Source organism: Streptomyces sp. NPDC030838, from assembly GCF_055572035.1.
Map to the genome: position 1 here is coordinate 168,917 of NZ_JBVIED010000015.1, position 12,855 is coordinate 181,771.

Here is a 12,855-nt window from a genome sequence, read left to right on the forward strand (position 1 = left end):
GCTGGTCACAGCTTTGCTCAGGTCAGCGGCCTATGCATTTCAGGCCACCGGGGCCAGCTCGACGGGAACTCCGTTGAGGACCGCGTTGCCCGACAGCGGGTCGAGCAGGCTGCCGTCGAGGAGCTGGTTGACGTTGACCCCGGGGTCGGCGGCGGCATGGCGCAGCCGGGTGCCGGGACGGTCGTGACCCCAGCCGTGCGGCAGGCTGACCACGCCCCGGCGCACCCCGTCGGTGATCTCCGCCGGGACGGTCACCGCTCCCCCGGCGCCCTTGACCCGCACCGGCGCCCCGTCGCGCACGCCGAGCCGTTCGGCGTCGTCGGGGTGGATGTGCAGAGTGCAGCGGTTGGTGCCGCCGGTGAGGGCCGGGATGTTGTGCATCCAGCTGTTGTTGGAGCGCAGATGCCTGCGGCCGACGAGCAGCAGTCCGGCGGGCCGCTCGGCCATGGCCCGCCTCAGCCGGGGCAGGTCGGCGGCGATCGGGCCGGGCAGCAGCTCCACCTTGCCGGTGCGGGTCCTCAGCGGCTGCGGCAGGCGCGGGCGCAGGGGGCCGAGGTCGATGCCGTGCGGATGCGCCAGCAGCCTCTCCAGGGTCACTCCGTCCTCGCGGGCGCCGAAGCCGTCGCCGTAGGGGCCGAGCCGCAGCATCATGTCGAGCCGCCGCTCGGGGCCGTTCTCGCCGGTGAGCTGTGCGGCCAGCTCGCGCGGGTCGCGGCCGTGCACCGGGGAGTGGGGGTCCTGGACCGCCTTGGCGAGGGTCTGGTCGATGACCATGGCGTCGACGGCGGCGGGTTCGGCTCCGTGCTTCCCCAAGCTCTCGGCTTCGCTCGAGCAGGGGAGACCCCAATCCGTCGCCGCGAGGATCAGCCGGGACAGGATCTCCGTCTCCGCCATCCGCCCGGGCTCCAGCGGAATCGCGGGGCGGGTGTAGCGGACCTGGTTGCGGATCGCGAGGGTGTTGAAGGCGAAGTCGTGGTGCGGGCTCTGCGCGGGCGGGGGCGGCGGCAGCACGACGTCGGCGTGCCGGGAGGTCTCGTTGAGGTAGGGGTCGACGCTGACCATGAAGTCGAGCGAGGCGAGGGCCTTGTCGAGGCGGTCGCCGTCGGGCGCGGAGAGCACCGGGTTGGCGGCGATCGCTACGAGCGCCCGGATCGGCTCGCCCTCCTCCGTCTGGGTGTCGATCTCCTCGGCGAGCGCGGAGATCGGCAACTCGCCCTTCGCCTCGGGGTGTCCGCTCACCCGGGAGTGCCAGCGGCCGAGCGCGAAGCCCTTGCCGGGACCGGCCGGGCGGGGCGTCTTGTCGGTGGCGGCCTGCGGGAAGAGGGCGCCGCCGGGCCGGTCCAGGTTGCCGGTGAGGATGTTCAGGACGTCGACGAGCCAGCTGGCGAGGGTGCCGTGCGGGACGGTGCAGCTGCCGATGCGGCCGTAGACGGCCGCGGTGGGCGCGGCGGCCAGCTCGCGGGCGAGCAGGCGCGGCACCTCGGCGTCCACGTCACAGGCCGCGGCGACCGCCTCGGGGGTGAAGTCGCGCAGGGCTTCCCGGAGTTCGTCGAGGCCGTGCAGGTGCGGGGCCAGTTCGCCGACGTCGACGAGGTCTTCGGCGAACAGCACGTGCGCCGTCGCCGCGAGGAGGAGCGCGTCGGTGCCGGGGCGGACGGCGATGTGCCGGTCGGCGAGCTTCGCGGTGCGGGTGCGGCGCGGGTCGATGACGGTGAGGGTGCCGCCGCGGGCCTTGAGGGCCTTCAGCCGGCCCGGGAAGTCGGGGGCGGTGCACAGGCTGCCGTTGGACTCCAGCGGGTTGGCGCCGATCAGCAGCAGATGGTCGGTGCGGTCCAGGTCGGGCACGGGGATGGCGTTGGCGTCGCCGTAGAGCAGACCGCTGGAGACGTGCTTGGGCATCTGGTCGACCGTGGAGGCGGTGAACAGGCTGCGGGTGCCGAGCGCGCCGAGGAGGACCGGCGGGTAGAGGGCGCCGGCCATGGTGTGCACGTTGGGGTTGCCGAGGACGACGCCCACGGCGTGCGGTCCGTACCGCTCGACGACCGGACGGAGGCCGGCGGCCACCGCGTCGAAGGCCTCGTCCCAGGTGGCCTCGCGCAGTGCGCCGTCGCGGCGCACCAGCGGGGTGCGCAGCCGGTCCGGGTCGCCGTCGACGGCTCCGAAGGAGGCGCCCTTGGGGCAGATGAAGCCCTGGCTGAAGACGTCGTCGCGGTCACCTCGGGCGCCGGTGACCGTGGTGCCCTCGATGGTGAGGGTCAGCCCGCAGGTGGCCTCGCACAACGGGCAGATACGCAGAGCGGTACGGGGCACGGGGTCCTCCCGGGGTTCCGGCGGCTACGGCGACGCGCGACGTGGCCGAGCATACCGACCGGTAGGCATGGAGGGGAGGGCTCCCGTACCACCGGCTGTCAGTCCAGGACCCGCCCCAGATAGGACCGCAGCAGCTCCCGCATCTCCCCGATGATCCGCTCGTCCCCCTGCGGATCCACCCGGAAGGCCAGCTGGACGAGCGTGTCCGCGGTCTCCACGGCGATCAGGAACGTCCGGCGCAGATCGTCGTCGGGGGTACGGCCGAGAAAGCCGGAGAGCAGGTCGGTCAGCCGGTCGGCGACCCGGTGGTTGGGCTCGCCCTGCCGGGCGCCGACGGGGATCTGGTTGCCGAAGTCGACCAGGGAGAAGCCGGGCGCGGTGCGCTTCATGGCCAGGTACTCGTCGAGCACGGCGTCCATGGCCGCCCGCCAGTCACCGGCGCGGGCGTCCTTCAGCCGCCCCGTGACACGCTCGGCGTACCGCTCCAGGTTGCGCTGGGCGAGCGCGTCCGCCATCTGCCGTTTGTTGCCGAAGAAGCGGTAGACGGAGCCGATGGGGACTCCGGCGCGCTGGGCGACGGCACGGGTGCTCAGCGCGTCGTAGCCGACCTCGTCGAGCAGGTCGGCGCAGGCGTCGAGGATCCTGGTCAGCCGTTCGGCACTGCGGCGCTGCACGGGCGCGCGGCGGAGCGTGGTCGCATGGGGCACGGGCTTCATGATGCCTTTCCGTGGCGGTCCGGTGAACCTCACCCCCCAGTACGCGTATCGGTGGCCACCGCACTCACCTCGGCGCCGCTCGGCTCGGCGGCGGGGCCGGAGCGAGCCTCACTCGCCGGCGCCCCCGGCGGAGCCGACGGCACTCGCCTCGGGTGCCGGTTCGGACTCCGAGGCGGTGATGTCGGCCGTGCTCTCGACCGGTCGGCCGTCGACCGCCCACACGGTGCCGTCGTCGGCGTAGAGACGGGCGGTGACGTGGTGGGTGCCGCGCGGGACGAGCCGGGCGGGCAGGCGGTACTCGGGGGTGCGCAGTTCGGTGACGAACCGGCCGTCGACGAAGAGCCGCGCGGTGCCGCGCCCGGCCACCGCCTCGTCGGCCGCCCCGGCGGGCGAGAAGCGGAAGTCCCGCAGGGTCAGCCGGACGTGCCAGCTGTCGCCGGCCGGGGCGGGCTGCACCTCGATGCCGACGTCGGGGGCGTCCTCCTCGTCCACCTGCCGGTAGGACCGCCCCTCCTCGTCCCTGTCCTCCAGCACCCGGCCCACCGGCGCGGGCGTGCCTCCGCCTCTCCGCTCACCTGCGTCACTGGTGCCGCAGCCCGCGGATCCGGCCAGCACGAGGACACAGACCGCGAGCGCGGCGGGAAATCCGCGCGTCCACGACATGCCGGCGAGCGTAGAAGACGGGTATGACACCTCGAATCCCCCTGGAGTCTGGTTCTCGTAGTCCTCAGGTAGTCCGCCCAGACGACGCGCCACCGGCGGTCGCGGACCTCTTGCGCTCGAGCAACCGCAATCCTACGGTGATACATAGGAATCAGCGGTCGGAAACATCATCACCGGCACAGGGGAGCAGTGATCATGAGCGATGGGGGCACCTCCCGCGCGAGCGTGTTCGAGCGTGGGGGAGCGCGCAAGACCGCCGAAGGGCTGGCGTATCTCTCGGGATTCGGCAACGAGCACAGCTCCGAGGCGGTCCCGGGCGCCCTGCCCGAGGGCCGCAACTCACCGCAGCGCGCTCCGCTGGGGCTCTACGCGGAACAGCTGAGCGGCACGGCGTTCACCGAACCGCGGGCGCACAACCGCCGCTCCTGGCTGTACCGGATCCGCCCGTCGGCCGCCCACCCGGCGTTCACCCGCGCGGGCAACGGCGCCCTGCGCACCGCGCCCTTCACCCAGACGGTGCCCGACCCGAACCGCCTGCGCTGGAACCCCCTCCCGGAGCCCGAGCCCGGCACGGACTTCCTGAAGGGCCTGTGGACCCTGGGCGGCAACGGCGACGTGACCCAGCGCACCGGCATGGCCGTGCACCTCTACCACGCCAACGCCTCCATGGACCGGGTCTTCAGCGACGCGGACGGCGAGCTGTTGATCGTCCCCGAGCGCGGCGGGCTCCTCCTGCGGACGGAGTTCGGCCTGCTCCACGCGGAGCCCGGCCATGTGGCGCTGATCCCGCGCGGGGTGCGGTTCCGGGTGGAGTTGCTGGACGAGACGGCCCGCGGCTACGTCTGCGAGAACTACGGCGCCCCCTTCCGCCTCCCCGACCTGGGCCCGATCGGCGCCAACGGCCTCGCCAACGCCCGCGACTTCCAGGCGCCGGTCGCCGCGTACGAGGACGTCGAGGGCCCGGTCGAGGTGGTGAACAAGTTCTGCGGCAACCTCTGGACCGCCACCTACGGCCACTCCCCGCTGGACGTGGTCGCCTGGCACGGCAACTACGTGCCGTACGTATACGACCTGCGCCGTTTCAACGTCATCGGCACCATCTCGTACGACCACCCCGACCCGTCGATCTTCACGGTGCTGACGTCGCCGAGCGACACGCCCGGTCTCGCGGGCGTCGACTTCGTCGTCTTCGCGCCGCGCTGGCTGGTCGGCGAGGACACCTTCCGGCCGCCGTACTTCCACCGGAACGTGATGAGCGAGTACATGGGCCTGATCGAGGGCGCCTACGACGCGAAGGCGGCCGGAGAGGGCGGTTTCGTGCCGGGCGGCGGCTCGCTGCACAACATGATGTCGGCGCACGGCCCGGACCGGGAGACGTTCGACAAGGCGAGCGCCGCCGAGTTGAAGCCGCAGAAGATCGACGACGGTCTGGCGTTCATGTTCGAGACCCGCTGGCCGGTGACCCTCACCCCGCACGCGGCCCGATCGGAACACCTGCAGCAGGGCTACGACGACGTCTGGCACGGCCTGGAGCGGCACTTCCGCCCCTTGCACTGAGGATTCCGCACCAGGTAGAGGATGGCCCCGTGACCTCCTTCGCCCCCGACTCCATCGTCCTGAACCGCAAGCTGCCGCTCTGGTACCAGGTGTCGCAGTCGCTGCGCGCCTCGATACTCGGCCGCTCGCCCCGGGACCCGCTCCGGCTGCCCACGGAAGAACAGCTCGCCGGGCACTACGGCGTGAGCGTGCTGACCATGCGGCAGGCGCTGAAGGAGCTGGAGGACGAAGGGCTCATCACCCGCCATCGCCGGCGCGGCACGTTCATCGAGCCGAACGCCCGCCGGGGCTCACCGGTGCGGCTGCTCGGCTCGGTGGACGCGATCGTGGCCCAGCAGTCCGGCATGACGACCGCACTGCTGGAACACGGCCGCGCCCCCGTGCCCGCCGAGGTCGCCGAGTACTTCCCGGACCTCGCCGAGGCGGCCACGTACCACCGGCTGCGCAGCGACGCCGAGACCGGCGAGCCGACCAACCACGCCCGCAACTGGGTCCGCCCCGAACTCGCCGACCGCATCGACCTCGACGACCTGGTCCGCTGGCCGATGACCAAGGTGCTGCGCGACGTCGTCGGCGCGGACATCAGCCGCATCACCGACACCGTGGAGGCCCGCCTCGCCGACCCGGAGACGGCCCGGCTCCTCGAAGTCCCGCTGCTCAGCCCGATCCTGCACTACACGGGCGTCACCTACGACGGGGACGGCCGCGTCCTGGACGTCGCCGTCATCCACTACCGGGGCGACCGCTTCTCGTTCACGGTCACCCTGGAGGCCACCTGAGCCGTCGTACGATGCCGGGCGTGACGTACGACGACGCTCCGCTGCTGGCGGACCTCATGCCGTGGTCCGTCGCACCGCCCCGGCTCGGCCGGGGCTGGCCGGCGGCTCCCGACCCCGCCTCGCTGAAGGCCCGCTGGAACACCTTCGTGACGGCCGAGGGCGCCGACCGGGAGGCGCTGTTCGAGCCGACCCGCGCCCGCACCCTGCGCACCGCGGTCGGCCAGCTCCCCGGCCAGTCCACCGGCACGGAACGCCTCCTGCGCGCCACGGGCCCCTGCCCGCAGCCGGTCCGCATTCTGCACGCCCCCTTCGACGAACAGTGGCTCATTCCCGACCACCGCCTCATCGACGCCGCCCGCCCGGAGCTGTGGCGGGTGGCCGACGCCCACCAGGTCTTCGCCGTGGAGAACCCGGAGGACCCGGCGCTCCCGCTGCTGGCGACCTCCCTGCTGCCCGTGCTCCGCCCCGGCCCCGTCCGCCCCCTCTACCGCCGCCCCGGCGGCACGGATCCCAACCTGACGCCGGGCCTCCTGGAACACCTGGCAGCGCGCCTCGGGCAGACGGTCGAGCCGGTGGACGTTCTCGCCTGGACCCTGGCGACGGCCGGCTCCGGTCTCACCGTCCCCCTGACCGAGGACCCCGAACTCTGGTCCTCCGGTGTCGCCCTGGGCCGCCGCCTGCTCTGGCTGATGCGCCGCGACGGCGACCGCCCCAAACTCCCCGGCGGCCGCCGCCCGTACGTCCGCGCCCCGCTGCCCGCCCGCCCCGTGACCCTCCACTACGACCGCGAGGAGGAAGCCCTCCACCTCGACGAGGGCCGCATCTCGCCGGTACCGCCGGAGGCCTGGGACTTCGCGACGAACGGGGTACGGGTCCTGGAGCACTGGTTCACCGTCCGCACCACCACCCCCGACCCGGGCACCCTCACGGCGATCCGTCCGCCGGCCTGGCCGCAGGCGTGGACGTCGGAGCTGCTGGAGCTGATCGCGGTGCTGGCACTGATCGCGGAACTGCGGCCGCGGCAGAAGGAGCTGACGGTGACGACTCCGATCACGGCGACGGAATTGAGGGAGGCCGGCGTCCTTCCCGTGCACGAAGCGGCACGTCGACCGGCGTCGGTCCTGGATCACCACGAGGAGGGCCCGGACGGCCAGTTCGCGCTGATCTAGCTCCTGGGCTCGAAGGCGTCCAGCATCCGGTTCAGCATCAGCTCGAACGCCCCGTCGAGATCAATCGGCCCCTGATCCTCGGCGAACGCCGCCGCCAGCCTCGGATAGGCCCCCGTAGCCACCTGACTCCCGAGGTAAGCGATCCGCACCGCGTTCTCCTCCTCCGCCGACCACGGCAACGACCGCGTCCGCTCGGCGGCGGCCAGCTCGGTCGCGACGTACGACGTCACACAGCCGTTCAGCATTCCGACGAGCTGCATCTTCATGCCGTAGGGCGCCTGAAGCGGATCCAGGCAGGTCAGACAGTGCTCCAGATACCGCAGGGCGTTCGGGCTGAAGCCGTAGACCGGTGACATCAGCCGCGTCAGCCACGGGTGCCGGTGCATCAACGCCCGCGTCTGCTGGGCGACCCGGCGCATGTCCGCCCGCCAGTCCCCGGTCGGCTCCCACAGCTCGTGCTCCCCGCTGACCGCGTCCACCATCAGCTCGTACAGGTCCTCCTTGCGGGGGACGTAGTTGTACAGGGACATCGTCCCGCACCCCAGCTCGCCCGCGACGCGCCGCATCGACACCGCGTCCAGCCCCTCGGCGTCGGCGATCCGCACCGCCGCCGCCGCGATGTCGGCACGGGTGTACGCCGGCCTCGGCCCACGGCCCGTCCGCGCGGGGCGCGCCCAGATCACTTCGGGTTCGGCCGCTCGGCCCGCCATCGGTCATCACCTCGCCCACCATCCTAGTTACGTACGCCGTACGTAGTGCGCTATGGTCGAGCCATGACTACTACGTACGCTGTACTTAGTGAGGGTCTGGAGAAGCGCTTCGGCGAGGTGCGCGCCCTGCGCGGACTGGATCTCGCGGTCGCGGAGGGGACGATCTGCGGGCTGCTCGGCCCGAACGGGGCGGGCAAGACCACCGCCGTCCGGCTGCTGACCACGCTGCTGCGCCCGGACGCCGGCTCCGCCCGGATCGCCGGGCACGACCTGGTCCGCGAGGCTGCGGCGGTCCGCCGCCGGATCGGTGTCACCGGGCAGTACGCGTCGGTCGACGGCGATCTCACCGGCCGTCAGAACCTGCGCCTGTTCGCCCGGCTGCACCGGGTGCGCGGCCCGGCGGACGCCGCCGACGAACTGCTGGAGCGCTTCGGCCTCACCGAGGCCGCCGACCGCCCCGCCTCGACCTACTCGGGCGGGATGCGCCGCCGCCTCGACCTGGCGGCGAGCCTGGTCCGCCGCCCGGACGTGCTGTTCCTGGACGAGCCGACGACCGGCCTCGACCCGGCGTCCCGCAACGGGATCTGGGACGCGGTGCGCGCGCTGAAGGCCGAGGGCACGACGGTGCTGCTGACCACGCAGTACCTGGAGGAGGCCGACCGGCTCGCCGACGACATCGCGCTGGTGGACCGCGGCCGGGTCGCGCACACCGGCTCCCCGGCCGAACTGAAGGCGATCGTCGGGGCGTACGTCGAGGTGGTGGTCGCCGACGCCGACGTGATGGTGAAGGCGGCGGGTGTGCTGGACCACCTCACCGGCGCGCGGCCGGCGTTCGACCACGCCCGGGGCGCGGTCGGCGCGGTCACCCGGGACACCACCCTCACCCTGCCCCGCCTGGTACGCGAACTCGACGCGGCGGGCGTGCCGTTGATCGACGCGAGCCTCAGGCCGCCGACCCTCGACGACGTCTTCCTGCGCCTCACCGAGAAGGAGCCCGCGACATGAGCACACTGATCTACGACGGCACCGCCATGCTGGGCCGTCAGCTCCAGCGGGCCCGCAACAACCCGGGCCTGCTGATCCTGACCCAGACCATGCCGATCACCATGCTGCTGTTCTTCGGCTACGTCTTCGGCAGCGCCCTGGCCATGCCCGGCGCCGAGTACCGCTCCTTCCTGGTGCCGGGGCTGCTGGTGGCGACGGCCGCGGGCGGGGTGATGACCGGGATGTTCCAGGCCGCTCAGGACACCCACCGGGGTGTGACCGACCGGCTGCGCACCCTGCCGATGAGCAGAGCGGCGGTGCCGCTCGGCCAGGCCGCCGCGGACCTGGTGCTCAACGCGGCGGGCACCGTGCCGTTCCTGCTGGTCGGGCTGGCGATGGGCTGGCGGATCGAGGGATCGGCGGCGGAGGCCGCCGCAGCCGTCGGACTCCTCCTGCTGTTTCGCTTCGCCTGCACCTGGGCGGGGATCTTCCTGGGCCTGCTCACCCGCAACGAGGAGGCCGCCGGCCAGCTCGGCGGGGCGACCTTCGTGCTGCCGCTGCTGTCCAACGCCTACATCCCCACCGACGGCCTGCCCGGCTGGCTGCGCACCCTCGCCGAGTGGAACCCGATCAGCGCGGTCACCACGGCCGTACGGGATCTGTGCGGCAACGCTCCCGTGCCCGACGGCGCCGCCTGGCCGGTGGCGCATCCGGTCGCCGGGTCGCTGGCCTGGTGCGCGGTACTGATCGCCGCCTTCGCCCCGGCCGCCGTACGCCGCTACGCGCACGGGGACCGGTAGCGGCTACTGACAAAGCACCTGGGCAGGGGCCATGATCCACCCCATGGATCAGCTCCCCCTGCCCCTGGAGGGCATCACCGTCGTCGCCGTCGAGCAGGCCGTCTCCGCCCCGTTCGCCACCCGTCAGCTCGCCGATCTCGGCGCCCGGGTGATCAAGGTGGAGCGGGTCGACGGCGGGGACTTCGCGCGCGGCTACGACACCGCCGCCCGCGGTCTGGCCTCGCACTTCGTGTGGTGCAACCGCGGCAAGGAGTCGATCGCGCTGGATCTGAAGGACCCGCGCGGTCTCGAGGTCGTCCGGCGGCTGGTCGCGGACGCGGACGTGTTCGTGCAGAACCTCGCGCACGGGGCGGCGGCCCGGCTCGGCCTGGACGCGGCGACGCTGTGCGCGGCGCACCCGCGGCTGATCGCGGTGGACATCTCGGGCTACGGGGCGTCGGGGCCGTACGCGGACAAGCGGGCCTACGACATGCTCGTGCAGTGCGAGGCGGGCCTGGTGTCGGTGACCGGGACGCCGGAGCAGCCGGTGAAGGCGGGCATCCCGGCGGCGGACATCGCGGCGGCCATGTACGCCTTCTCCGGCGTGCTGGCCGCGCTGGTGCGGCGCGGCGCGACCGGGCGCGGCGGGCCGGTGGAGATCTCGATGCTGGAGGCGCTGGCGGAGTGGATGGGCCATCCGCTGCACCACGCGATGCACGACGGCACTCCCCCGGCGCGCACCGGCCTGGCGCACGCGGTGATCGCGCCGTACGACGCCTACGCCACGGCGGACGGAGGGCGGGTGCTGCTGTCGGTGCAGAACGACCGGGAGTGGCGTCGGCTGGCCGAACAGGTCATAGGCGAGCCGGAGTTGGGCACGGACCCGGGCTTCGCGACGAACGCGGCGCGGGTGGCGAACCGGGAACGTACGGACGAGCTGGTGGGGAAGGCGCTGGGGGCGCTCGACGCCGACGAGGCGCTGGCGCGGCTGGAGGGCGCGGGGATCGCGTGCGCGCGGCTGCGGGACGTACGGGAAGTGGCGGAGCATCCGCAGCTGGCGGCGCGGGGGCGGTGGCGGGAGGTGGGGTCGCCGGTCGGGCCGCTGCGGGCGCTGCTGCCGCCGATCACGCTGCCGGGTGGGGACACCGCACGGATGGGTGATGTCCCCGCGCTCGGCCAGCACACCGGGGCGCTGCTGCGTGCCGTGGGGATGACGGACGACGAGATCGCAGCCTTGCGCCGGGACGGTGTGGTGGCCTGAGCGCGGGTCCGGGAAGCGGCCCTCGGGGAGCGCGCGTGCCGGTCAGCGCCCGCCGAACAGGGTGCGGCGGAGCCGGCGCAGCGGGGCGAAGAGCGAGACGCGGCTCACTCGGGCGCCCGTGGCGCTGGGGCGGTGCGCGGGCTCGCGCGCGGTCAGCTCACGCATCAGCGAGGTCGCCTCGGCCGTCTTCTGCTGCGGCACGGCGGGACCCGCCAGCACCGCGAGATGGCGGTCGAGGCGCGTACTGGTCGCGCTGCTTCCGCAGGTGATCGCAGGGACCCTCGCCCTGCTGCGCACAGTTATCTGTTCCATGTCACTCCCCACCCGTACGAGTCCACCCGGCCCGGGCAGGGTAACCCTATCGCCCCCTCGGGGCACTCGTGTATCGCGGTCACAGGAAACACCTTCCCCGTAAGGGTGTTGACGACCCGTCTTCGATTACTCTCCGAATCCGACCGATTCCAGGGCGAGTTGGACAATGGGCTGGGTCGTCGGCTGAGCTGACCCTCCGTCGGGTTCGACGGTCACAGCGAGTGATGTCGCCGCGCTGTCCAGGCCGGATGCGACCAACGGCGTGTCGCCGTCGAAGAGGCCGAGGGAGCGCGGTTGCGCGTGGGGGCGCATGAGCCACAGCTGGTGCACGTGTTCGCCGGGCGGCTCTCCGTACCCGCCCAGGGTCACCACCGCACGCCCCTCGGATGCGGAAGCGATCACTCCGATCGTGCGGCCCCGCGCGTCCCGCCCGGTCGCCGACCGGGCGTCCTCGGCGGCCAGGACGTGGGCGATCTCACGTGCCCGGTCCCGTTCCGCGGCGAGTTCGTCCCGGGTCCGGTCCGCCTGGACGGCGAAGAGCGCGGCGACGACGAGGGCCGCGGCGGCGGTCACGGTCGCGAACGGCATCAGCAGGGGCCGCGTGCGGGGCGTACGGGTGCGGGCCGGCGGCGGCTGCGTGCCCCAGACATGCGGCGGCAGCCGCACAGTGGGGCCAGGGGCCACGGCCGGGTCCTGCGGAGTGGCCCGTACGGCGGCCATGACCCGGTCGCGCAGGGCGGGCGGGGCGGGTTCGGCCGCCGACCAGGCCAGCCGCACCGCGTCCTCGGACAGCGCCCGCACCTCGGCGTCGCACCGCCCGCACCGGGCCAGATGCCGTTCGAACCGGCGCCGTTCCCCGGGGCCGAGGGCGTCCAGGGCGTAGGGCGCGGCGAGCGAGTGGGGGTTCTCGCGGCGGAGGAGACGGCCGAGGAGGCTCATGCGGCACCTCCGAGGCAGTCCCGCAGCCGGGTCAGCCCGTCCCGCATCCGGGTCTTCACCGTGCCCAGCGGCAGCGACAGACGCTCGGCGACCTCGCGGTAGGTGTAGCCGTCGTAGTAGGCGAGGGTGACGGACTGGCGCTGGAGGGCGGTGAGCCGGTCCAGGCAGCGGCGCACCCACTCGCGTTCGAGGCCCGCCTCCACCTCCTCGGCGACCTGGTCGAAGGCCGGCGCCTGGGCACGCAGCGCCTCCCGCTGTTCGCGGTCGACGGCCGCGCGGGCGCTGCGCACCCGGTCGACCGCCCGGCGGTGCGCGAGGGTGAGCACCCAGGCGAGCGCGCTGCCGCGCCCCGGGTCGAACCGCCCGGCGGACCGCCAGAGTTCGAGCAGCACCTCCTGGGCCACCTCCTCGGACTGGGCCGGATCCCGCACCACTCGCTTGACCAGACCGAACACCGGGCCGGACACCAGGGTGTACAGGTCCTCGAAGGCCTGCTGGTCGCCGTCCGCCACGCGCAGCAGAAGCTCGTCCGCCTCCACCCGCTCCCCCTCCCCTGTCACCTGTCGGACGGGAGTACGGATCAGCATGCCGAAAACGCGGGTCGGGGCGTGAGGAAATCTTTTCCCGATCAATTTTCCCCACCGACCAATCCGGCCGGCGGTCCGCTGCGAATCCC

General features: G+C 73.1%; 13 protein-coding genes. 6 read left to right on the forward strand and 7 right to left on the reverse strand.

Translation table 11 applies throughout. The features are described from left to right. Positions 1 to 39 precede the first annotated feature (39 nt). The 3 genes from ACZ42A_RS31680 to ACZ42A_RS31690 all read right to left on the reverse strand — a co-directional run bounded on the left by ACZ42A_RS31680 (position 40) and on the right by ACZ42A_RS31690 (position 3,689). Positions 40 to 2,310: a molybdopterin oxidoreductase family protein gene (locus tag ACZ42A_RS31680; protein ID WP_468530732.1), complete on the reverse strand. Its 2,271-nt coding sequence runs from the start codon at positions 2,308 to 2,310 to the stop codon at positions 40 to 42. Positions 2,311 to 2,408: 98 nt separating this feature from the next. After that, positions 2,409 to 3,026, reverse strand: coding sequence for a TetR/AcrR family transcriptional regulator (locus tag ACZ42A_RS31685; RefSeq protein WP_468530733.1), 618 nt, complete (start codon positions 3,024 to 3,026; stop codon positions 2,409 to 2,411). A 108-nt stretch (positions 3,027 to 3,134) separates the two neighbouring features. Beyond that, the gene (locus ACZ42A_RS31690; RefSeq protein WP_468530734.1) at positions 3,135 to 3,689 is read right to left on the reverse strand and encodes a hypothetical protein; all 555 of its coding nucleotides are present in this window, start codon (positions 3,687 to 3,689) and stop codon (positions 3,135 to 3,137) included. 195 nt (positions 3,690 to 3,884) lie between these two features. On the opposite strand from ACZ42A_RS31690, the gene hmgA reads away from it, so the two are divergent. Genes hmgA through ACZ42A_RS31705 form a run of 3 tightly spaced genes read left to right on the forward strand, consistent with a single transcriptional unit; the run spans position 3,885 to position 7,194 of the window. Further along, positions 3,885 to 5,246, forward strand: coding sequence for a homogentisate 1,2-dioxygenase (gene hmgA / locus ACZ42A_RS31695; RefSeq protein ID WP_468530735.1), 1,362 nt, complete (start codon positions 3,885 to 3,887; stop codon positions 5,244 to 5,246). A 29-nt stretch (positions 5,247 to 5,275) separates the two neighbouring features. Continuing rightward, positions 5,276 to 6,025: a GntR family transcriptional regulator gene (locus tag ACZ42A_RS31700; protein WP_468530736.1), complete on the forward strand. Its 750-nt coding sequence runs from the start codon at positions 5,276 to 5,278 to the stop codon at positions 6,023 to 6,025. Positions 6,026 to 6,036: 11 nt separating this feature from the next. Then, entirely contained in the window at positions 6,037 to 7,194 is a 1,158-nt protein-coding gene (locus ACZ42A_RS31705) for a type ISP restriction/modification enzyme (protein WP_468530737.1), read from the forward strand. On the opposite strand, the gene ACZ42A_RS31710 is transcribed toward ACZ42A_RS31705, so the two are convergent. Further along, complete coding sequence (locus tag ACZ42A_RS31710; protein ID WP_468530738.1) at positions 7,191 to 7,904, reverse strand: TetR/AcrR family transcriptional regulator; 714 nt, start codon at positions 7,902 to 7,904, stop codon at positions 7,191 to 7,193. The genes ACZ42A_RS31705 and ACZ42A_RS31710 overlap by 4 nt on opposite strands. Before the next feature lie 63 nt (positions 7,905 to 7,967). Between ACZ42A_RS31710 and ACZ42A_RS31715 the strand changes: the two genes are divergently transcribed. From ACZ42A_RS31715 to ACZ42A_RS31725, 3 genes are read left to right on the forward strand one after another with little or no spacing between them, the layout of a single operon-like run. Next, a complete protein-coding gene (locus ACZ42A_RS31715; protein WP_468530739.1) occupies positions 7,968 to 8,909 on the forward strand; it encodes an ATP-binding cassette domain-containing protein in 942 nt (313 codons plus the stop codon). Next, positions 8,906 to 9,688 (forward strand): ABC transporter permease, encoded by a 783-nt coding sequence (locus ACZ42A_RS31720; RefSeq protein ID WP_468530740.1) that lies wholly within the window; start codon positions 8,906 to 8,908, stop codon positions 9,686 to 9,688. The genes ACZ42A_RS31715 and ACZ42A_RS31720 overlap by 4 nt, the downstream gene beginning before the upstream one ends. A gap of 43 nt (positions 9,689 to 9,731) precedes the next feature. Then, a complete protein-coding gene (locus ACZ42A_RS31725) occupies positions 9,732 to 10,928 on the forward strand; it encodes a CaiB/BaiF CoA transferase family protein (protein WP_468530741.1) in 1,197 nt (398 codons plus the stop codon). A gap of 42 nt (positions 10,929 to 10,970) precedes the next feature. Here the strand turns inward: ACZ42A_RS31725 and ACZ42A_RS31730 are convergent, their stop codons facing one another. The 3 genes from ACZ42A_RS31730 to ACZ42A_RS31740 form a co-directional block, all read right to left on the reverse strand. Beyond that, positions 10,971 to 11,240: a hypothetical protein gene (locus tag ACZ42A_RS31730; protein WP_468530742.1), complete on the reverse strand. Its 270-nt coding sequence runs from the start codon at positions 11,238 to 11,240 to the stop codon at positions 10,971 to 10,973. Between the two features lie 126 nt (positions 11,241 to 11,366). Next, positions 11,367 to 12,179 (reverse strand): anti-sigma factor, encoded by an 813-nt coding sequence (locus ACZ42A_RS31735; protein WP_468530743.1) that lies wholly within the window; start codon positions 12,177 to 12,179, stop codon positions 11,367 to 11,369. After that, the gene (locus tag ACZ42A_RS31740) at positions 12,176 to 12,739 is read right to left on the reverse strand and encodes a sigma-70 family RNA polymerase sigma factor (RefSeq protein WP_468530744.1); all 564 of its coding nucleotides are present in this window, start codon (positions 12,737 to 12,739) and stop codon (positions 12,176 to 12,178) included. Before ACZ42A_RS31740 ends, ACZ42A_RS31735 begins: the two co-directional genes overlap by 4 nt. Positions 12,740 to 12,855: the final 116 nt, after the last annotated feature.